This window comes from Bdellovibrionales bacterium (genome assembly GCA_018266295.1).
Classification (GTDB): domain Bacteria; phylum Bdellovibrionota; class Bdellovibrionia; order Bdellovibrionales; family Bdellovibrionaceae; genus JACMRP01.
Genome location: JAFEAQ010000011.1, coordinates 730,190 through 750,405, shown reverse-complemented (window position 1 = coordinate 750,405; position 20,216 = coordinate 730,190). Strand labels below are relative to the sequence as shown.

Below are 20,216 nucleotides of genomic sequence, written 5' to 3'. Positions count from 1 at the left end.
TTGTGAAAACATCAAAAAGTCGTTTTTTATTCGGACTCGCGTTGTTACTTGTCGGGGGAATTTACCTCGGTGACCGCTTGTTCCTGCAAAAGCGCCATGTTGCTTCTTTTGATGGAACAATCACGACGAGCAACGGGACGAGCTATTATGATTTGAGTGATCTGACGGGGCCTTCGTTCTCGAAGTCCGCGAAGGTTGCGATGTCCCAGGGGTTGCAAGTTCAGCGCGGAGCCGCCACCGCGGGACTGACTGTTGGTAATTTTCTCGTCAAGAATTCTCAAGGTTCAAAAGTGTACGCGTGTGAAGTGTATCCTGATTTGGAAATCACTTTGCAAGCAGAGGGTGTTGCTTATTCCGGAAGTATTCCGACGATCATCGTGCGCGGCCCTTGTTTGAACTCTGATGACGGTCAAACCATTCAGGCTTTGCCGCTTCCGTTGAAGGGCCTTTATCAGAATGTCCGCCAGAATCCGATGTGGAAAGTTCCACTCGGGGATCGTGGCGACAGCTTTATGGTTTCTGCACAGTTTTTATACAATGAGTGGCCGACTGCTTGGAACGTTGTTGGGGTGAAATTGTCCAATGACCAAGAAAGTATCGCGATGGACGGCTACGAAATCATTTCCCTTCTTGACCAGCCGCTGACTTTAGATTTGTCTGAAGAACAGTGATGGTGAGCAGAAAAAAAAGTTTTCAATCAACCGTAGACTTTCCAGATCCGAGAGACGCCATGGCCGAAGGAGTTTTGGCCGTGGGAGGCCTCTTGGACGTAGGCACTCTTTATACTGCTTACAGCCTCGGTGTCTTTCCGTGGCCGCATCCCGATTATCCATTACTGTGGTTTTCGCCTGAAAAGCGCGGGATCATCGAGTTCTCAGATCTGCATATCAGCCGCAGCTTCGATAAATTTGTGCGCCAGCATGGTGATGAGTTTGAAATCACTGTCGATCAGGCGTTCGCACAAGTCGTTCGCGAGTGTGCGAAGCAGCCACGCCCCGGCCAGGAAGGCACTTGGATTTTGCCGCCGATGATAAAGGCGTATATCGACTTTCACAATGCGGGTTATGCTCATAGTGTGGAGGTCTGGCATAAACGTCAGTTAGTGGGCGGTATCTACGGTGTCTTCGTAAAAGGGATGTTTAGTGGCGAAAGCATGTTTTATAAGACGCCGAATGCGTCGAAGCTCGCTTTGTTTCATTTGATTAAGCTTTTAGAGTCCTGGGGCCTTGAGTGGATGGATATCCAGATGGTGACGCCGGTGACAAAATCCTTTGGTGGCAAATACCTTGAGCGTGAAGAGTTTTTATATAAACTCGCTCACACTCAGGACGAGAATGAGAATGCAATCTTCCCCTGGACGTGTTAAGACGTCTCATGGCTTTGCTTATCAGTACTCATCAGCTCGAAAAATCCTTTGCAGGTAAAACTTTGTTTTCTGGCGTCAGCCTCGGTATCGAGGACGGCGATAAAGTCGGTCTCGTGGGTCCTAATGGGGCTGGTAAATCGACATTGATGAAGATCTTGGCTGGCAAGAGCCAAGCTGACGGCGGTAAAGTCACGCCAAAGAAAGGCTTGCGCCTCGGTTTCTTGCCGCAGACGCCAGTGTTTGCCGAGCGCGAAACGATCATGCAGGCTTTGCTAAGCCATGCTCATGATCCAGACGAAGCTTTGGGACTGGCCTATGAGTGGCTGGCGCGTTTGGATCTGACTCAGTTCGGAGAAGATTTTCTCGTGTCGGATTTGAGCGGTGGCTGGCAAAAGCGCGTAGCCTTGGCGCGCGAATTGGTGACAGAGCCTGAATTGTTGCTTCTGGATGAGCCGACGAATCACTTGGACGTTGTCAGTATTTTATGGCTTGAAGAGTTTTTGCAGAAAGCACCGTTTGCTTTTTTAATGGTCACGCATGACCGCTTGTTTCTCCAGCGTGTGGTGAATAAGGTCTTCGACCTGGATCCTCGCAATCCAAATAATTTGCTATCTGTGAACGGGGACTACGTTCAGTATCTTGAAACGAAAGAGCAGCTTTTAGCGGCGCAAGCAAAGCATGAGCAAGTTATGAAGAACACTCTTCGTCGTGAAACTGAATGGCTTCGCCGTGGAGCGATCGCGCGTTTGGCAAAACAGAAAGCTCGTATCAATCGTGCGGGCGATCTGAAGGACGACGTTGAGAACCTTGTTGAAAAAAACCGTCACCGCGTTGCGAATATTAATTTTGGTGATGCCGAGAGAAATCCGCAGAAGCTGATTGAAATTAAAGACGTCTACAAAAGCTACGATCATCGTGCTCTGATTGAAAACTTCAGTTATTTGATCACACCCAAAACACGGTTGGCTCTTTTAGGTGAAAATGGCAGCGGGAAGAGTACGCTGATTAAGATGATGCTCGGCTATGAACAGCCGGACAGCGGCAGCGTCTTTTTATCCGACAAAGTGAAGGTTTCCTACTTCGAGCAAAATCGCGGCAATTTGAATATGGAAAAAAGCGTACTCAAAAATATCTGCCCGGATGGAGACTATGTTTCCTTCCAAGGACAGTACGTTTTTGCGCGCAGTTACCTTGAACGCTTCTTATTCTCGCGCCAGCAGATGGATTTACCAGTGGGCCGCCTTTCAGGCGGTGAGCAAAGCCGTTTGCGTATCGCGCAGCTGATGTTGCAAGAGGCTTCGGTTTTGGTGCTCGATGAACCGACGAATGATTTGGACGTAGCAACCTTGGAAGTTTTGAGTGACGCCATTCAGAACTTTAACGGGGCTGTGATTTTGGTAACGCATGATCGTTACTTCATGGATCAAGTCGCGACGGATATTTTGAGTTTCCCGCGAAAAGACAACCCTTCGAAAAAACTCGAACGCTTTGTTGGATATTTACAGTGGGAAGAAGCTTGGCTCGCCGAAGAGTCGGGCGAAGTAAAACCAGCCGACGTCGTCGCGCCTGTTGAGGCGGCGAAACCTGCGGCAAAAGTGCAACGAATGTCCTTTAAGCTCAAAAATGAACTTGAGGGAATGGAAGCAAAAATCCTGGGCATGGAAGAGGACCTCGCAAAAATGGAAGCTGAATCCATCTCTGCAGAGGTCATTAGTAATGCCACGCGGCTGCAGGAGCTTCATATGAAGATGTCTAGACTGCAAACCGAGATCGAAACTTCATATGCTCGCTGGGCGGAACTTGAGAAAATCGCAAAGGGTGAATAACACATCTTGCGACAAGCACATTGACAAATTTGCACAGGCATAAGTTAATTAATTTAAAGGTGGTTTAAATGAAAAAACTTCGTTTGATTTGTGCAATGGTTTTGTCTCTTGGTTTTGTCAGTGCGGCTCACGCAGAACTTGGCGTAGGCGTATTTGGCTCTTATCCGCTTTCAACTAATTACACTGCAACAGGCACAGGTATTGACAGCGTTAAAAGTAAGGGTGGCAACACTTTCGGTGCGTTGTTATTTATTCCGGTTCTTCCGTGGTTCTCGATTCGCGGTGGCGTCGCTTATGAAAGCGCAAAATTTGAGACCAACTCGATCTTGGGTTCTTCTGATACGACTTTGAACAATATGTTAATCCCAGTGGACCTTCAGTTTCATTTCCCCGTTGTGGGCCTATACGCATTTGCAGGAGCTGTTTTCGTATCGAATCAAAAAACAGATCCAGATACAAATGGCAAAGCGGGGAGCGACACTAGAACAAATTTGGGTGTTGGTTATGACTTCTTTAGCTTCACATTGCTGACTTTGAGCGCGGAAGTTGAGTACCAAAAAGGTTCTAAGAATATTTCTCCGGTTTCTGGTAACGACCTCAAAACAGATTCAACGAATCTGAACTTGATGGCTCGCTTTACTTTGTAATTGAGATATTAAATTTAAAAAGAAAAGGCGTTGGGTTTCCGACGCCTTTTTTATTTTGTGACTAGTGCCAAGTGATTTTCTCTTTGCTGCGTCGGACTCCTCGCAGAGTCATAAAGGCCGCTGCCAGGAAAATAGTGCCGATCATCAGATGGAGAACGTGATCGGCCGTACCAAGTTCAAAACGTCCCGGAACTAACTGCCATAGGAACGAGGTCTCTTCGGCAATTCCCGTCGAGGTCGGACGAGTTAAAGAAATCGCACGGTGGCCGAAGGCAAATCCGGCAAGGCCTACAACAAAGTAAACAGCACCGAGCCAACCGCAGAACTTTTTCGCCGTATAGTCGGGGGCGGTGATTCCACACCAAACGGCAAGGGCTCCTGAAACAATGAACAGTAAATTGTGAACCGGATTTAAGTGTAATAAAAATAAGCCTGGAACCACAAAGCCCACAAGGCCTGTGGCAAGAACGATCGCCCCCAGGTACCAACAGGTTTGGTTCGCAGGCGAGACTTTATTAGGTGCTGGCAATTCGGGAAGTGGACCTTGAGTGGTCGGTCTTCGTTGTCGCTCGGGTGTTGGCTCAGGGGTGGACGTAGGGGGCTGTAAATCCATAGCTGGCTCCTTTTTTTGGAGCCAGCATATTGAGTTTTTGTGAGATTAATTCAGCGAGACCAAGATATTCTCTTCACGCTTGTTTTATGGCATGAATTTCAGCCATTTGAAGTAAGCTTCTGAAGAGTCCTCAGTGTCGTTGGAGTCGTGTTGGATCGTGATACCCACGATGTCCATATCTTCGACTTTCTTATTCGGGAACGCATGCTTTAAGTCTTCAGCAAGATTGCGCTCGAACAATTGCGGCTTACCGAGCATATCTGGGTTGTTGAGTACCAGCTGTTTTGCTTCTGGCAATGTCGCAACCACGATGTTTTTATTCGAGTACCAGTTTTCAAAGATGTCACCAGCTTTACGGTTTTCACCTGGTACTGGATCACTCCAGTAGTAACCGAACAAGAACACCTTGTCGTTCTTTGTATCCACCAAAGCGCGGTTGCCATTGGCGCGGCCATCGCGGATTGTGAACCATACCTGGAAAGCAGAGTCATCTTTACCAGTGTGACCTTTTACGGGGTCCGCACCTTTCACGCCTTTAGTGACAGCAAGCTTCAAAGACATCTTGCTGAACTCAACCGGTGAGAATCTGTAAGACAGAGTCGTCATGCGGATCGAGTTGTTCACGCTTCTCATTGCAACCCAGTCTTTTTCGCCGTTGAAATCAGAATTAATGTAACCATAATTCTTGTTGTCATCGTTACCGAGTGGCGAACGAGATTCATAGTTGAACTGGTGATCCATGCGGAAGTGCACCATGTTTTTATGATGGAATTCCATGTTGATCCCTTGAGGCATGTTTTTAACACTCACGGGAGTCACGCTCGTCGCCGACATGATATCCGGTAACTTTTGGACATCGAGGATTCCATAAGGGTCATACTTAATTTGTGACTGTGGCAGAGTCACTTGCGGTTGATAGTCGTCTGCCGGATCGTTTACCGGTGGCAGGAGCAAGCGGTTTAATTCCCAAGTTTGTGAGAATGGGAAGACGTCGCCGCGCTCAGCAACGATGCTTGAATCCAAGTGAACGCGTTGAATGAGCCCATTTTTAGTCACACGGTAATACATGCGGTCACGAACAGGGTGAGCATTTGCAACCGACAAGATCGTATTTGTATTCCACTGCATATTTGCTTGGTCGTTATTCGCATCCAACTCGCCCAACGTATTCACAAGGCCTTTCATAAAGGCTTTTTGGTTAAAGCGAGATGCCAAGATGCCTGCCAAGTGATCAGCTTTCATGGTGCCAAGATCCAACGCAGCCAAATTATCCGGGAATTTCGAAGAAGATGTCGTAACAACACCGTCGTTGTTCTCGTCAAACTGTGCAATGAGCTTTGTTGCTTTCATAAAGATATGAGAATCTTCAGGATCACTTTCGAAAGTCACAGAGTAGTAACGAGTCAGACCAATCAGAGATCTTTCGTTCTTTCTCCAGAAGCTTTGCATCGCGCTTGGAACAAGTGATTTCGCAGCGGCCTTTTCGTTTTTGCAAACTTCAGGTCCGTCTTTTTCAGACAGCGCCGACACGAGTGCAAATGGCAGGTCCGTCTTGTTGAGGATCGAAGAGCCGTGGAGTGGGGCTGCGATCGCGACAAAGCCTTTCACGTAAGTTGACGTGAACTGGCGATTTTTCACCATGAAATTCAATGTATCAACGGCTCCTTTTGAGTAACCGAGAATCATGTACTTCGGAGCCACTTGACCACGGGCGATGCGGGTTTTTGTATCCTGCTTGAGGAAGTCCGCGATGATATCGCCATTGAAATCACCTGAGCACGTAGCTTCAACTGGCGGCTGAATCACGCGAAGGCCCATTTCATCAGAAAGAGCATTCAAGCCAAGACTGAAAATCTCTTTATCGAAGATGCTGTTATAAATTCCAGGAACATAGACGATCGTCAGACCATCCATGTTTTTACGGTTATAAGCTTTATTAAGCGGCGTCGGGAAGATGCGGTCTTCTAGCTCCGCTTCTTTGATGGCTTCTTTCATCAACGCCTGCACTTTTGTCACGCGCTCTTGAGTGTTGCCGATCTTGTTGAGGGCTTTAAATGTTTTGATATCACTGTCACGACCGTTTAGCCAATCTTGAGCAAAGCGAAGATCGCGTGTGTCCTTAATAAATGGTTTTTCCTGAACGATCAGGGATTTCTCAAGCAAGTACGGGATCTGGTAGAGCTTCATAGCACTGCGCTTCGCTGGCAAAACATAATTGCGAAGTTTAGAAACGTAGCTATCATCCAGCTTAAGTTCTTTCTGTTCAACCGAGGCTTCTTTGATGCCGCGGAGAGAGTTCACTTTATCTTTAAGCTTATTGATGCGTGGATCTTTCATCAGGTTCTCAGCGGAACCTGCAGTCAAAACAGCATCCGTCACTTGACCAATATCATCCGGGCTAATCATGCCCTGAACATCAAACTTAGAGATATCGAAGTTCATAGGAGACAAGGTCTGAACGCCTGGTTGTTTCAACGGGTCAAACTTGAAGGCATCCATAAAACTCTTCATTTCAGAAACTACGAAGTAGGGACGAGTATCAGATACAAAGCGAGTCAGGTATTGGAAAATACGCTGTTGAGAAAGATCCTTGGCGTCGGTTTCAACACCGCGCTGATAATTTCTCATGGCTTCTCTAACGTTTGTACCGGTGTTGCTGGCGTCGGACTCGTAAGTACGGCCGAAGAGAGTGCGTGTGTCAACGCCGAGCAAAGGCATGATGTCTTTAGAGCGAACTTGGCCAGGTATTGTGCGCTTTGTGGAAGCCATTAAACCGAAGCTTGAGTTCGCAGACAAAGAACCGTGTGTGCGAATCATCTTGGTGAAAGCGCCGAGAGAAGATTGAATATAGAAACCGTCTTTTAGCGTCAGAATGAAATCAGGGAAGTCGAAGTTTCTTTCAGATGCCGACTCGATAATGCGGAAGAGTGAATCTGGATAGGAAGTCTTTGCGGCAACAGCCATAGCTTGTTCGGCAGTCAATGGTTTTAAGGCTGCTTTTGTTGAAATCGCCGTCGCAGGAATCTGCAACGGATTGTTTTTCACATCATAGTAGTAATAGAGCTTCGTTTTTTTGTCGTATTGAACCTGGGCTTCACCCTGGCTTGAAACCACGGTCATAATCGTGTCTGTGCTATTGTTGCGGTTGATATAAACCGCGAGATCAAACCAAGACTCTTTACGGAACTCGGCGATCACTGCAGGCATGTTCTTGCGGTTCTTCAGGTACATTGGCCCCCAAGAGCCCAAGGCCATTAGTGGTGAAGTCACATCGTTATCTTCACGAAGCTGCTGAACGAAATTGAAACCGCCGCGCTTTAATGGAGCGCTGATATCGACCCCAACCAATTCTTGCTCTGGTTTACCTTCCGCAAAGCGGCCGATATTACCGTGGTCCGACAAGAGTACGATTTCAACATCGCGGCCCTTGTCTTTATAAGATTTAATAAGACGTTTTACTTCTGCATCCAAAAGCTTCATCGTCGGAAAGAGGCGATCTTTCTGAGTGTGTGCCATAGAATCAATCGCACCCACATAACCCGTCAAAACCTTACGAGGTTTCGCGGCCGCCAAGTCATCAATTACAGATTTTACTTCAAGTTTAGGAACTTCCTCGGTTGGGAAGTACATGAGGCCTTCAACATAAGGATTAAAATAAGCGCCGAAGCCGCCCATATAATATTTGGGGAAAGCCAAGCGGCGATAGTAGTCGCGTGGGTCACCCTGAACGGATTGAGTCGATTCGTCAAAGTAAGTAGCTTCGACGGATTTGATACGGCCGGCGGCACCGAAGATCTCAGCGGTGTGCATGATTGTTGACCAGGAAAGGTCGGTCATCGATGGAAAGGGTGCTACGTGAGCTCCGACGTTGGTGAATTCTTTAAAAAGACCCTGTGCTTGGGCCGCTTTAAAAGCGTTGTAGCTAAGGCCGTCTGCCGCCAAGACGATGGTTTCGACCTGGGCCGGTTGCTCTTTTGAGGAGGCTTTGCTTGAAATCGCCGCGGTCAAAGCGCCTAGTCGGCCAACTCCTTGGGCGTGGGCCGTAACCGAACCCATGCCAGTTGCAACAGCGATGGCAGCCAATAAAACGGAGCGGAAAGTGGCAGAATATGGACGCATAGAAATTCCTCCTCAGGATCTTCCTGGAAAGATCTAAGGCAAGGAGGGTGCCACGGCGCTCGTGTTGCCGGAGAGCACATTCGTTTTAAGAGGATCAAAGAAGGAGAATGGCGTCTCAGATTGAGACAGGGACTTTTTTCGGTCAACTGCTGCCTAGAGTTTATCTAGGCAGCGTTCTTAATATAGATAATTATCTTTTTACTAAACGAACAGTTCCGCGTTGAGCGCGTTTGTTCGTGAAAGTGCCGTCGATCACGCCGTTGTTGATTGTGCCGGCGATTGTTACGGAGTATTCCGCGCGAACTTCATTAGAAACAAGGCTGATATAAGGTGGAACTGTGTCCGGCTTATAATCAACGTCCATCGCCAAAGCAAGGTTTCTAGCAGGATCATTTTCGCGAGTGTAATCCGCTTTCAAAGCAGGAACATAGTAACCGTCCTTGTCTTTAACTTGGTCGATCACGATCGTTACAGTGACATTGAAATCGCTGGCAGAGCTATTGTGAGGGAAATCCACTTTACCTTTGTAAGTACCCACAACGCCTTCGTAGATTTTCGTCAAACGAGCATTGCGTTCTGCGCGATCGTTGGCGTCATTGGGTGCTGAGGATTCACGGCTCACGAGAGAAACATTGATTGTTCCCCAGATGCCACCGTTGCGAGTGACGTTACCAGTGATTGTTTCACCATTAAAGATACCGCTCACGCCCAATGAGTTGTCGTTAGTAGACATCAACACTTGAGATGTTTGATCCAAATAAGTGGACTCCATCACCACGTCATCAACAACGTTTGAAAGATTACGGTAACGAACCATCAAAGCCGGCAAGAACTTCGGTTCGCCGTTAGCAGTTTGGCCGATTTTCTTTTCAACAGTGTAAAAAGAAAGCTCAACAGCTTGAGAAGAAACACCGGCTTGGATCGTGCCGCGATAGACGCCGAGGATAGGGCTGTATTTTTCCATCAAGGCAGCGCGGTTCTCGAGCTCCTTTTGAGTGTCAGTGTTGCTGTTCTTGTCAAACGCGCAAGCTGCGAGATTGAGCGCAACAAAACCTGTTAATAACCATTTAAGAGACTTCATAATAATTCCCCTTATTATTCTTCCTGCGCGTCTGGGATGAGTTCATCACGAGTCGCCGCCCATTCGTTCAAGGCTGTTTGGTAGTCGCCAATAGCCCGGCTGTATTGAATTTCCGCAAGTGAAAACTTATTCATAGCATCGATGTAGATGCTGATATCGGTACGACCTTGGTTGAAGCTGCGATTGAGCTCTGACAATGCCTTTTCACGATATTTTTTTTGCTCTGCTGTGCTGAGCACGGCCGCGTAAGTCGCCTGAACTTGGCGCTGAGCCTGAGCTTGAGCATCGGCATTTTCCTGAGCCACGCGAGACAAACGAACTTCCGCAAGGTCCTTCGCATACTTCTTATTCAAGCGCGTTTCGCTCAAGATATCTGCACCAAATGGATACTCAAACTGAACACCGGCATAGTATTGCGGGTGAGAGCCAGAAACCATGTCGCTGTATGCGCCGTTACCGTCGTCTTGCACGCCATAACTATAGATCTTACCAACCAATTGCAGTGTAGGAGCATCTTTAGACTTTGCTGAGTCGTAAGCACGTTGAGCGGCTTCTACCGCCAACTTGCCCGAACGAATCACGCGGAGGTCTTCTTGGTTTTTCTCTGGCAATTGAGGCACCGCTGGAACCGCGTTGGAAACAACAAATTTCACTTCGCAGTTTTGTGGCAAGCTCAAAAGGGTGTTCAGAGTATCAAGATTCGCCAAGTAGTTTGTCGAAGCCGTTTTGACGTCTTGGACGCGCGCTTCATAGTCCGCTTGAGCCTGAGCCAATTCACCAGGGTTCGCGTAACCGAAACCGCTTTTCTTTTTCACAGCGTCCGTGAGCTTTTTAGAACGATCGCGGGAGCTCATCGCTTCTTTGAAGTTCTGTTCAGACACGTAAGCTGTCCAGAAAGTACGGATCGTATCCAGAACGAGGTTCTCAAGATCATTGGTTCTTAGAATCGTCGAAGCCTTGTAGCTCAATGCTGCTGCATCGACGTCACCACGATTGGCGATACCAAAGAAGTTCGCCCAGAGATCTTGAGTGATGTTCAGGCCCAGCAAGTCTTGCGTGCCGACGCTGCGAGTATTGGCAGTGCCATTCGCATTCACATCACCTTTGAACGAAGTTCTTTTGTATTCAAAGCTCAAGTCCGTACCAGTGATAAAGCTTTTGCTTAGCTTTACATCTGATACGAGGCTTTCGGTTTTATCATAAGCCGTTGTCGTGAGGCCGACAGATTTATCAAACAATAGGCCTGAGCTTGCCACTAAATCCCATTGGAATGGCACCAATGATTGAGCGACAGAGAGACGGAGCTGTTGGTATTGCAAGTTAACTTCTTGCGTACGTCGACCTTGTTTCAAGACCAACTCCGCAACGTCTTTTTGCGAGAGTGAGATGCCTTGCTTACAACTCAAGTCGGTTGGCAACGCCAACGCCGCTTGAGAGCCCAGCAAGAGAGAAAGAAAGAGTGTTTTTACCATGTGACCTGTGTTCCGATTTCTACGTTATTCTTTTGAAGATTTGAGGTCTCGGCTTTCTTGGCTTCAGCATCGCGGTAGCTATACTGGGCCAAAAGAGCCCACTTTGGAGTAAATGAGTATTCTGCTCCAACGCCAACCCCCCAGAAGTTATTTTGCTGGGAAAAGTTAGCAAGAGTCGAGCTATTATTTGTCTGAGTATAGTTCACGAAACCAATTTCTGGATTGAACAAGAAAGCAACTTTGGGAGCAAAACCAGTTTTAATGCGATTGTTCCAAACAGCGCTGACTAGAGTCGTCGTCAAACGGCTATCCTTGAAATTGTAACCATTTGGAGCCACGAGGTCTGTCTTCTGAGACATATAACCTGCGTGAGCAGACAAGCCGGAAGCCCAAGTCGCTTTCGAGCCTTCCACAGTGTTTACAAGAAATCCAAATTCCAAAGAAGGCATGACGCCTGTGCCGTAGCTGTCCAAGTCGAAGTTGTAGCTAGCGACAGTGCCGGTGCCGAGGGGCTGCATGCTCTGCAATTTGAATGCGAAAGTCCAAAGCCAAGGACGGTTACGGAGTTCTGGAGCCGGATCTTGCAACTTCAAGAATGTAGAAACATTGGCTTGTTGAGCTTCCGAAGCTTGGATGGTCTTCTTATAAGCTTTCGTATCGAGAGACTCAGTTTCTTTAACTGCTTCCGCGCGAATAGAAGCTTGCTCTTCTGCTGCGGGAGCTTTTACTTTGGTGGAAGACTTCGGAGCAGCAAATACCGTCAATGATGATGCAAATACAACTGATGTTACGATAAATTTATTCATTTGTTACCTCGATTCCCCATGCTGGATTATAGCAAGCAGAACCACTGATCGCTCCGTGAGTACGCCAGCTATAGCTATTTAAATCAAAACTTACCAATCCGCCGACAGCGCTAAATGAAGAGAACACACGGCCAGAAATAGGATCTACAAAAAGTCCGTTGAGAACGCCACCGGCAAGAACAGTCGGGTTGACCGACCCGTTTTTAATCTCTTCCGAGTAAGAAACTGTTTTGTCAGAAGTGATTTTAACTTGAGAAGCGCTTGCTTTCACGACGTGGATCGCGCCGGACTTCATAAAAAGGCGGCCTCTGCTGTCTGTTGCAAATTGCTCTTCAAGATAAGTCAAAACAGTTTCGCCATCACGATTCACAAATGTCATTGGCAAGCGAATCGCTGAGCCAGAAAGCGTCCCTACGGTCATGCCTTTAGAAGGCGAGTTGAGGCTCGCCATGCGGATTTTCCAAGTGCCTTCAAGACGGCCTTCAACCCAAAACACGTTCTTTTTGGCACCATCAATGAAGCCAAAGAGTTGAGAGTCCTTGTCGTCCAGGGGCGACGGCAAAGAGAATGTTTTCTTGGTATCGAAGTTATAGAACTTCTGAGTGAGCGTGCCGTAACCCGTGCGCTCTTGTTCAAAGCGGAGATAGTCATCGCCGCCGATGAACTCCGGATTGAAGGAATCATTGGCATTGAATGGAACGGTGAACTTACTACCCTTGAGACTTTCCCAAGTGTATGTGCCATCTGTTGCAGGATAGAGGTATGCCGTGCGTTTCCAGTTGGCACTCAGAACATGTCTGCTTAGCTTTAGATTTTCGTAAGGGAAGCCACCTTGAGATGGAACACCCGCAAAGTTAGAAAGAACTTGAGCATTCGCAGCGCCTGACAACAGGTTTCCAGTAGAACGGTAGATTTTTAGCGGACTTCCGAGTTGCTCTTGTCCTTGCATGACAAAGAACACCGTGTTGCCGTCGCTTTGCAAAGGCACTGCTGTAGATACCCAATACATTGGGAAATCGCTCATTGTTGGAGTAAGGGATGGCATTTGGAAGTTTGACGCTGCATCTGAACGAAGCGTGTTGAAAGATTTTGACATCGCACCTTCACACATGAAGCGCGCGACACGTTTTGCGACAGGGGCCGGTGTAGGTGTCGGAGTCGGCTGAGTGCCAGGAGCGCCCGGGTTTGTCACATCGCCTGGAGACGGCAATGGTACTGGAGTTGATCCAGGTTTTTCACCAGGATTTGAGGGCTTTGGTTGCTCGCCCGGAGCAGGAGTGGCAGTGCCATCGCGAAGGGCAACGCTCTTGTTGTTGTTAGAACAACCGGCCACTAGAACAGCTGAAAGAAGAACAGAAAAAAGAGTCGAAGATAGAGACGCACAGACAGAGTTTTTCATTGAGGGCCCCTCGATTGAGACTATAGAAAGCCCCTCACAGATAGACCCGGGTATGTCACTTGTCAACTCTTGGCATAGCAAGGAAAACGAATCGACTTCGTCAGTGAAAAGATGACATAAACACTTGTTTTAGTTCGAGCTTTGCGAATCTTGCATTTGCAAGGAAAGAGGGGAAATATGAGCTTTATATCGTCTTAAAGACCGAGCCACATCTTGAAAGTTTGCAGCCAGTTTTCATGCGAAAGAACTTGCATTAAAAGCACCCAGAGCACGAAATAATTTGCCATCAGCATGAGTTGTGGAAAGGAGTCCACAAAAGAAAAGCGAGTGCCCTCTTGCATTTGCATGATCTTCTCACGGTCTGAGATGTCCTTGAGTTTTCGTGCAAGTCCCTGTGCCAGAACCACGCGGTGCCCCATCTCCATTTTATAGAAATGCAGACCGACTAAAATTTTCGCGGTGTCTGCCATTGGATCCAAGCGAGTGACGATAGCATAGCTCGCCATCTGTTTTCCGCCTGGGGCCTGGAATTGAATTTTGATGATCTCGCCGAGAACCGGGCAGAGATCTTCAGGTGCTGTGAACGCCAACCCGGTCAGAGAAACATTTTTGATTTCAGTGCCTTCTTCCCAAGGAATTTGGCGAGGGCCGGCGACTCGAATGAGCGAATCATCCTCGGTGTTGAGGATATATCTTGGTGAGCGAGCGTGGTAGCGGGCAAGATTCTGATTCATACCCTCTTTTTATCGGCTACGGATGAGCAAGACCTAAGGCAAATCAGGTCCAGCCTCAGAAATTCTCATTTTGAGAAATGGTTCCAACCCTTAAATTCGCGGATTTCCTCAACCTCGCCTTGTGGATTCTTCAGAGTGATTTTACCGCTGTCGTTGAATTTGCCAATAAGGAACAAATCCAGATCTGCGGACTCGAAAATGTATTTGATTTCATCTTTCTTGTTGGCAGGGAAGGCGAGGAGGAGCTCATAGTCTTCGCCGCCCCAAAGAGCGCTGTCGAGTGGTGATTGCTTGAGACTCATTGCAAGTCCCTCAGTATCGCTATCAATCGGCAGATCTTCTTGGTTGATCTCAACACCGAGTTTGCCGCGAGTGAGATGCAGAAGTTCGTTCACTAAACCATCGCTGCAATCCATGAGTGCGTGAATGTGCGTGCGCGTGAGGTTGTGCTGTTTCAAAAGTAGTGCGACATCAAGACGCGGCTTTGGGCGCAGATGTTTTTGTGTCGCTTCAGCGTAAATGTAGAGTTCTTTTTCAAGCGCGAGTCTGCCGGTTTGAGAAAGCCCCAGTGGGCCGGTGACCGCCAGCCAATCGCCGGGTTCCGCGCCAGAGCGAGTGTAGGCTTCGCCGACTTCGCCAATGACACTGACATCGACCATAATTGGACCGGGACTTTGGCTGAGATCTCCGCCGGCAATTTCCACCCCGAACTGGTCCGCAAGAGCGGTCATGCCCGAGTAAAAACTCAGGATCCAGTTTTCGTCCACGTCTTTCGGCACGGCCAGGGAAACCTGCGCAAAGTGGGGTTTTGCCCCCATGGCCGCAAGATCGCTTAAGTTCACTGCAAGAGCCTTATACCCAAGGTCTGCTGGGCTGAAGTAGTTCGTTTTAAAGTGAACACCTTCGACCATCATGTCCTGGGCCATGACCGTATTTTCAGCAAAGCTTTTGAACACAAAAGCATCATCACCCAGTGGGACGACGGTGCGGGGGCTGTGTCGGTTCACGAGTTTTTTTAGGTTTTGAATAAGATTGTGTTCGCGCGGTGTGTTTTGCATCTTGTTGACCTTAGGCCCCGTTGCCAAATGAGAGGGTTTAATGGGAAAATAATCCTTTAGGAGTCCAGCGATGATAGGGCCAAAGCCTTCCAGCAGCAAGAAAACAACCAGCAAAAAACGCAGTACGCGAAAGCCCAAGGTTGTTGAACACCCATTGTCATCTGAAAAACTCTTCACCAACCGTGAAGTCGGTTGGTTGCATTTTAATCGTCGTGTATTGGCTGAGGCCGAGGATTCTCGCAATCCTTTATTGGAGCGTCTGCGCTTTTTAAGCATCTCGTCTTCGAACATGGACGAGTTTTTCATGAAACGCGTGGGGGGCCTTAAGCGGCAAGTGGCTTACGGGATTGCGCCGAAAAGTTCCGATGCGCAGACTCCGCAGCAGCAGTTGACGGCGATCCGTCAGATCGTAACGCCGATGATTGCCGAGCAAGACACTTGCTTTGAAAAAAAACTCAAGCCGGCCCTGGCTGAAGAGGGAATTCATCTCATCAAGTGGAAAGACCTCGCGGTTAAAGAAAAAGAGCTGGTAAAGAAGTATTATCATAAAAACGTCTTTCCTGTGTTGACGCCGCTGTCGGTGGATCCAGGACATCCGTTTCCATTTATTTCAAATCTTTCAACTTCGCTGGGTGTGACACTGAAGCATCCAGAGCGCGATGAAAAACTTTTTGCTCGCGTGAAGATTCCGAAAGTGTTGCCGCAGTGGATTCGTGCCAATCCAGACGGCGTGAATTATCGCTTCGTGAGTCTCGTGGAAGTCATTCGCGAAAATCTCGCGGATTTGTTTCCATCAATGCAAGTCACGAGTGCCATGGCATTTCGTCTGACTCGTAATGCGGACTCTGAGCACGATCAAGAAGACAGTGAAGATTTGCTCGAGACGATCGAGGAAGAACTCCGTCAGCGTCGCTTTGCCGAAGTGGTGCGCTTGGAGCATGGGCCAAATCCAGATCCATGGATGATTCAGTTTTTGATGGAAGAGCTCGAGCTGTCTGAAGAGTTCCTATACGAACTTAAAGGCGAGCTTGATTACACGGATTTGAACATGGTCTACGATACTTTGAATCTGCCGAAGCTTAAATACGAGCCGTGGACAGCGGTTGTGCCGCCGACACTTGCGGTGGATGACGCCAATGGTTTCTTCGGTGCGATTAAAGTTCAAGATCATATTTTGCATCACCCGTATGAAAGCTTTTCTTCGACGGTCGAGAAGTTTATTCGCTTGGCTTCGGATGATCCAAAAGTATTAGCGATCAAAATGACTTTATACCGTACCGGCGACAATTCGCCGTTTATCCGCTCCCTGATTCGTGCGGCGGAAGCAGGTAAGCAAGTTGTTTGCTTGGTTGAGCTGAAAGCGCGCTTTGATGAAGAAAGAAATATCTACTGGGCGCAGGAGCTTGAAAATGCCGGCGTTCACGTGGTGTACGGAGTTGTGGGATTGAAGACGCACGCGAAGACGGCGTTGGTCGTTCGTCAAGAAAGCGAAGGACTGCATTGCTATTCGCACATCGGAACCGGCAACTACAACGTGACGACGTCGCGTTTTTACACGGACTTAGGATTACTGACTGCGCGCGAGGAGCTGACCAACGAGATCGTTGAGTTCTTCCATTACCTCACGGGTCGTTCATTGAAAAACTCTTACGAGAAATTATTGGTAGCGCCGGTGAATATGTTCCCGCGCTTTAAAGCCATGATTGAGCGCGAAGGCGAGCTTGCGAAGGCTGGCAAGCCGGCGCAGATCATTGCTAAGTTTAACAATATGGAAGAAAACGATATTGCGATTTCGCTTTATCAAGCATCGCAAAAAGGCGCTGAGATTGATTTGATCGTGCGCGGTTTCTGCTGTTTGCGTCCGAAAGTTCCGGGCATGAGCGAACGCTTGCGGGTGACTTCGATCATCGGCCGCTTCCTAGAGCATTCGCGCATTTTCTATTTCAGAAATGGTGCTGCAGATCCTATCGACGGAGAATTTTATATTGGCTCGGCCGATTGGATGTATCGCAACCTGCATGCGCGGGTCGAGGCGGTGGTGCCGATCATCGATCGTGGTGCTCGTGAGAAAATCTGGGAAATTTTGCAACTATCTTTGAAAGACGAACGCCAGAGCTGGCAAATGACATCCGAAGGCAATTATATCCAACGTAAGTCAAATGAGCCGGGCGTGCAGCAAGTGCTCATGCAGCTTGCCAAGCAGCGCGCGAAAAACATTGAAGAAAGCAATTCCAGCGGAGAATCTTGAGGTGTTGTGGAATTGATTATTATGCGCCACGGTCTCGCTGAAGACCGTGAGGAATTTGCCAAGAAGAATGCCGAAGATGCTTTGCGTCCTTTAACCATGAAGGGCCGTAAACGCACCCAAAAGGTCGCTATGAAGTTGCGTGATTGGATTGATGAAATTGATCTCATCGTTTCAAGTCCTTTTACTCGCGCCCGTCAGACGGCCGAACTCGTGTCGCAGATCTTTATTGAAACCAAAGTCGTCGAGGCTGCCGAGCTTGTGCCAACAAGTCCTCCCCATGCCTTTAAGCGCTGGCTCCGGGCCCATGGGGACGAGCATAAGCGCATCCTCATTGTCGGCCACGAACCTCAGCTGAGCATTCTGGCAAGCTTCCTGATGTCGGGCCAGACGGAAGCATTGCTGGAACTAAAGAAGAGCGGAATGCTCTGTTTAAAAATCGAGAGCTTCAAAACGGTGACCCCAGGCTCCGCGAAATTGCTCTGGCTGATGCAGCCGCGACATATTGTGGGGTGAGGTTTGGTGGTGGCTCCGCCGTGGGTGCCTCCGGCCATCCGGGCCGGCCTTTCGGCATTTAGTACAAGCTTTCTTTCAAAGCCCCAATAAGAATCAAAGTACGCCACTTCGGCAAGTGAAGAGATTTATTTCTTCACCCTCTGATTAAGGTCAACTTATAGGTTTACCATAATCAGAGGGAGAGGGATGGCTGGTAGTCAGTTATACCATTACATCTGCATATGTTTTTTAAGCTCTTAGGCTTCTGCTAAGAGGTCTTTGCTTTCTTCTTGGGTCTTTGAAACCCACGAGCCTCCATATCATTGAGTTCATGATAGTGAATGACATTTCTAAAATCCCTTCCCCAGGAAAGAATCCTGGTAAAGGGGCGAAGGTTAAAAAGGCCTTTTAAGGATTTTCCTTTAAGCTTTGAGAGTAAACTTACAAGAAGAGAAGTAAGCGTTCTAATAAAAGCTAAATAGGCTTTCTTTGATGGGAATAACATCACCATATGGATATGTGACCAATTTAGAGAAAACTTATTCCGGGCGGGCGTGAGGAGAAGGGGCGGAAGAGTTTTGGACTCTTGGTCGGACTCGGTCGCGTGTTCTTTATCTCGTGCTGGGGACTGTTTTAGCCAGGGGGACAATGGTTTTCGGCAGGCTTCGGTGTCGAGTTTTTTGACGATCAAGGAGTGTTTGCAGACTCCACCCATTTCCATTTAAGTGTGGAGTCCATTCCTTTATAGTGAGCCCTTCAAATTAAAAAGTGAGGGGTTATGCGTTTAGGGGTGTTGGTTTTGGTGGCGGGAGCTTTGGCTCTTTCGGCTTGTGCTAAAAATGAAAAAGATGCTGGCGTCGATAATGGGGCCTGTACTCAGGCGACGTTGGATGCTTATAACAATATTATCACACGTGGTATTATGAAGTATGATGGCGAAAACAACGTCACAGCTTCTTGCCAAAAGATCCAAGGCCTTTTGAATGGCCGTTCTTGTAAAGCGCAAAGAATTTCCACGGGCGAAGAGTTCTCCGTTTCCTATACGACGGTTCAAGAGATTTGCAATCCTCTTGTTAATAAAAGCACGGATCCCTCTGTGCCGACTCCAGCTCCGAAAAAATATTCTAAATATGTTGATGAAGATGGTCGTTGCTCTACATCATACGAGACCGACATTAAAACTCTTCGCAACTATTTGAATAAATCAATTCAGTATAAATCAAAAAACATCGCAGACGGGGCATTCTATCTCTGCGCGACGATGGGGAATGATTTTAATGGCCTCAGTTGCAAAACATACGATGCTAAGCGCGGCGAGTTCGTTGTGAATTCTGCAAAAGCCGGTGAGCTTCCGCAGCTTTGCAATGGCGCTAAGCGCCTCTCGGATCGTTTCAATAAATAGATTCAGCCAGTGATTTTCTGTGGCGGGGCTTAAATCAGCCCCGCAGTAGACCAAAGCAATCCATCGCGAAGGCCTACCTTGGGAATAACTATCTTCTCTACGTGCGCCTGACGGAGCGCCGTCAACACGATCAGTGTTGCTGGCAGGATGACATCGGCTCTGTCTGGGCGCAATTCTAATTTTTCCATACGATCTTTATAACTCAAAGACTTTAATTTCTCGGCGATCTCATTGAGTTCGCGCAGAGTGATGTAAGTTGTCGGAGTTTTCTTCAGAATCTGAGCTTTGAGTTGTGCCATGCACTCCAAGTTGCCGCCGGTTCCCACGGCAAAGTGCAACGGACCCGCCGCGATATGGGAATCCATATAGTTCGTCAACGGCGCCACGAACTCACCCATAATCACATTAATTTGGTTCTCATTCAGTTTACGGCGGTGCATTTGATCTAAAACGCGCACTGTTCCCATCGGGAAGCTCTCTGTAGCGCTCATCATTCCATTTTCGGAGAAGGTGATTTCGACACTGCCACCGCCGACATCGACAGACAGGATGCGTTTGTTTTCTAAATCAATTTCTTTACGAATAGCATTGTGAACAAGGCGAGCTTCTTCCACGCCATCAATGACTTCGATTTGAATTTTGGACGCCGCAAAAATACTTTTAACAAAGTTCGCTTTGTTTTTCGCTTCTCGAACAGCGCTGGTCGCGACCGCACGGCAGCGAGTGACTTTGAATTCGCGGTTGGTTTTTGCAAATGTTTTGAAGGCATCTTTGGCTTCGGCCAAAGTTTTGTCAGAGATATTGCCGTTCATGAAAACATCTTTGCCAAGACGAACGGGGGCGCGAAGTTTTTTGACGATTTTCATCTCGGAGTTATCCACTTCGCCGACGATCATGCGAATGGCATTGGAACCGATATCGATAGCAGAAAATTTTGCGCCCATGGGAATAGC

General features: G+C 47.9%; 16 protein-coding genes. 7 read left to right on the top strand and 9 right to left on the bottom strand.

Annotated elements, in window-relative coordinates; all coding sequences use genetic code 11:
- Positions 1 to 2: 2 nt before the first annotated feature.
- The 4 genes from JSU04_12405 to JSU04_12390 all read left to right on the top strand — a co-directional run bounded on the left by JSU04_12405 (position 3) and on the right by JSU04_12390 (position 3,839).
- A complete protein-coding gene (locus JSU04_12405; GenBank protein ID MBS1971107.1) occupies positions 3 to 671 on the top strand; it encodes a hypothetical protein in 669 nt (222 codons plus the stop codon).
- On the top strand, positions 671 to 1,366 hold the full coding sequence (locus JSU04_12400; protein MBS1971106.1) for a leucyl/phenylalanyl-tRNA--protein transferase: 696 nt from the start codon (positions 671 to 673) through the stop codon (positions 1,364 to 1,366). Before JSU04_12405 ends, JSU04_12400 begins: the two co-directional genes overlap by 1 nt.
- 8 nt (positions 1,367 to 1,374) lie before the next feature.
- Positions 1,375 to 3,192 (top strand): ABC-F family ATP-binding cassette domain-containing protein, encoded by a 1,818-nt coding sequence (locus JSU04_12395; GenBank protein MBS1971105.1) that lies wholly within the window; start codon positions 1,375 to 1,377, stop codon positions 3,190 to 3,192.
- Between the two features lie 68 nt (positions 3,193 to 3,260).
- A complete protein-coding gene (locus tag JSU04_12390; GenBank protein ID MBS1971104.1) occupies positions 3,261 to 3,839 on the top strand; it encodes a porin family protein in 579 nt (192 codons plus the stop codon).
- A gap of 61 nt (positions 3,840 to 3,900) precedes the next feature.
- Here JSU04_12390 and JSU04_12385 read toward each other — a convergent pair whose 3' ends face one another.
- The 8 genes from JSU04_12385 to thiL form a co-directional block, all read right to left on the bottom strand.
- Entirely contained in the window at positions 3,901 to 4,452 is a 552-nt protein-coding gene (locus tag JSU04_12385; GenBank protein MBS1971103.1) for a hypothetical protein, read from the bottom strand.
- Positions 4,453 to 4,536: 84 nt separating this feature from the next.
- Positions 4,537 to 8,571, bottom strand: a complete 4,035-nt coding sequence (locus JSU04_12380; GenBank protein ID MBS1971102.1) for an alkaline phosphatase family protein — start codon at positions 8,569 to 8,571, stop codon at positions 4,537 to 4,539.
- A 190-nt stretch (positions 8,572 to 8,761) separates the two neighbouring features.
- Complete coding sequence (locus tag JSU04_12375; GenBank protein ID MBS1971101.1) at positions 8,762 to 9,652, bottom strand: hypothetical protein; 891 nt, start codon at positions 9,650 to 9,652, stop codon at positions 8,762 to 8,764.
- Between the two features lie 14 nt (positions 9,653 to 9,666).
- Positions 9,667 to 11,124, bottom strand: a complete 1,458-nt coding sequence (locus JSU04_12370; protein ID MBS1971100.1) for a TolC family protein — start codon at positions 11,122 to 11,124, stop codon at positions 9,667 to 9,669.
- A complete protein-coding gene (locus JSU04_12365; GenBank protein ID MBS1971099.1) occupies positions 11,118 to 11,930 on the bottom strand; it encodes an outer membrane beta-barrel protein in 813 nt (270 codons plus the stop codon). Before JSU04_12365 ends, JSU04_12370 begins: the two co-directional genes overlap by 7 nt.
- Positions 11,923 to 13,329 carry a hypothetical protein gene (locus JSU04_12360; protein MBS1971098.1) on the bottom strand — a complete coding sequence of 469 codons (1,407 nt, stop codon included), beginning with the start codon at positions 13,327 to 13,329 and terminating at the stop codon, positions 11,923 to 11,925. The genes JSU04_12365 and JSU04_12360 overlap by 8 nt, the downstream gene beginning before the upstream one ends.
- Before the next feature lie 194 nt (positions 13,330 to 13,523).
- Entirely contained in the window at positions 13,524 to 14,063 is a 540-nt protein-coding gene (locus JSU04_12355; GenBank protein MBS1971097.1) for a PilZ domain-containing protein, read from the bottom strand.
- 65 nt (positions 14,064 to 14,128) lie between these two features.
- The gene (gene thiL / locus JSU04_12350; protein MBS1971096.1) at positions 14,129 to 15,121 is read right to left on the bottom strand and encodes a thiamine-phosphate kinase; all 993 of its coding nucleotides are present in this window, start codon (positions 15,119 to 15,121) and stop codon (positions 14,129 to 14,131) included.
- A 70-nt stretch (positions 15,122 to 15,191) separates the two neighbouring features.
- Between thiL and ppk1 the strand changes: the two genes are divergently transcribed.
- The 3 genes from ppk1 (at position 15,192) to JSU04_12335 (ending at position 19,263) form a co-directional block, all read left to right on the top strand.
- Entirely contained in the window at positions 15,192 to 17,369 is a 2,178-nt protein-coding gene (ppk1, locus tag JSU04_12345; GenBank protein MBS1971095.1) for a polyphosphate kinase 1, read from the top strand.
- 6 nt (positions 17,370 to 17,375) lie between these two features.
- Positions 17,376 to 17,882, top strand: a complete 507-nt coding sequence (gene sixA / locus JSU04_12340; protein MBS1971094.1) for a phosphohistidine phosphatase SixA — start codon at positions 17,376 to 17,378, stop codon at positions 17,880 to 17,882.
- 757 nt (positions 17,883 to 18,639) lie between these two features.
- Positions 18,640 to 19,263, top strand: a complete 624-nt coding sequence (locus JSU04_12335) for a hypothetical protein (GenBank protein MBS1971093.1) — start codon at positions 18,640 to 18,642, stop codon at positions 19,261 to 19,263.
- A gap of 29 nt (positions 19,264 to 19,292) precedes the next feature.
- On the opposite strand, the gene JSU04_12330 is transcribed toward JSU04_12335, so the two are convergent.
- Positions 19,293 to 20,207, bottom strand: a complete 915-nt coding sequence (locus JSU04_12330; GenBank protein ID MBS1971092.1) for a hypothetical protein — start codon at positions 20,205 to 20,207, stop codon at positions 19,293 to 19,295.
- Between the last annotated feature and the right edge of the window lie 9 nt (positions 20,208 to 20,216).

What these genes read in the sequence shown, in the direction of transcription:
- thiL (MBS1971096.1), bottom strand. Translation starts at nt 15,121, where the DNA reads ATGCAAAACACACCGCGCGAACACAATCTTATTCAAAACCTAAAAAAA.
- JSU04_12330 (MBS1971092.1), bottom strand. Translation starts at nt 20,207, where the DNA reads ATGGGCGCAAAATTTTCTGCTATCGATATCGGTTCCAATGCCATTCGC.
- JSU04_12400 (MBS1971106.1), top strand. Translation starts at nt 671, where the DNA reads ATGGTGAGCAGAAAAAAAAGTTTTCAATCAACCGTAGACTTTCCAGAT.
- JSU04_12355 (MBS1971097.1), bottom strand. Translation starts at nt 14,063, where the DNA reads ATGAATCAGAATCTTGCCCGCTACCACGCTCGCTCACCAAGATATATC.
- JSU04_12370 (MBS1971100.1), bottom strand. Translation starts at nt 11,124, where the DNA reads ATGGTAAAAACACTCTTTCTTTCTCTCTTGCTGGGCTCTCAAGCGGCG.
- ppk1 (MBS1971095.1), top strand. Translation starts at nt 15,192, where the DNA reads ATGATAGGGCCAAAGCCTTCCAGCAGCAAGAAAACAACCAGCAAAAAA.
- JSU04_12375 (MBS1971101.1), bottom strand. Translation starts at nt 9,652, where the DNA reads ATGAAGTCTCTTAAATGGTTATTAACAGGTTTTGTTGCGCTCAATCTC.
- JSU04_12390 (MBS1971104.1), top strand. Translation starts at nt 3,261, where the DNA reads ATGAAAAAACTTCGTTTGATTTGTGCAATGGTTTTGTCTCTTGGTTTT.
- JSU04_12380 (MBS1971102.1), bottom strand. Translation starts at nt 8,571, where the DNA reads ATGCGTCCATATTCTGCCACTTTCCGCTCCGTTTTATTGGCTGCCATC.
- JSU04_12335 (MBS1971093.1), top strand. Translation starts at nt 18,640, where the DNA reads ATGCGTTTAGGGGTGTTGGTTTTGGTGGCGGGAGCTTTGGCTCTTTCG.
- JSU04_12365 (MBS1971099.1), bottom strand. Translation starts at nt 11,930, where the DNA reads ATGAATAAATTTATCGTAACATCAGTTGTATTTGCATCATCATTGACG.
- JSU04_12360 (MBS1971098.1), bottom strand. Translation starts at nt 13,329, where the DNA reads ATGAAAAACTCTGTCTGTGCGTCTCTATCTTCGACTCTTTTTTCTGTT.
- JSU04_12385 (MBS1971103.1), bottom strand. Translation starts at nt 4,452, where the DNA reads ATGGATTTACAGCCCCCTACGTCCACCCCTGAGCCAACACCCGAGCGA.
- JSU04_12395 (MBS1971105.1), top strand. Translation starts at nt 1,375, where the DNA reads ATGGCTTTGCTTATCAGTACTCATCAGCTCGAAAAATCCTTTGCAGGT.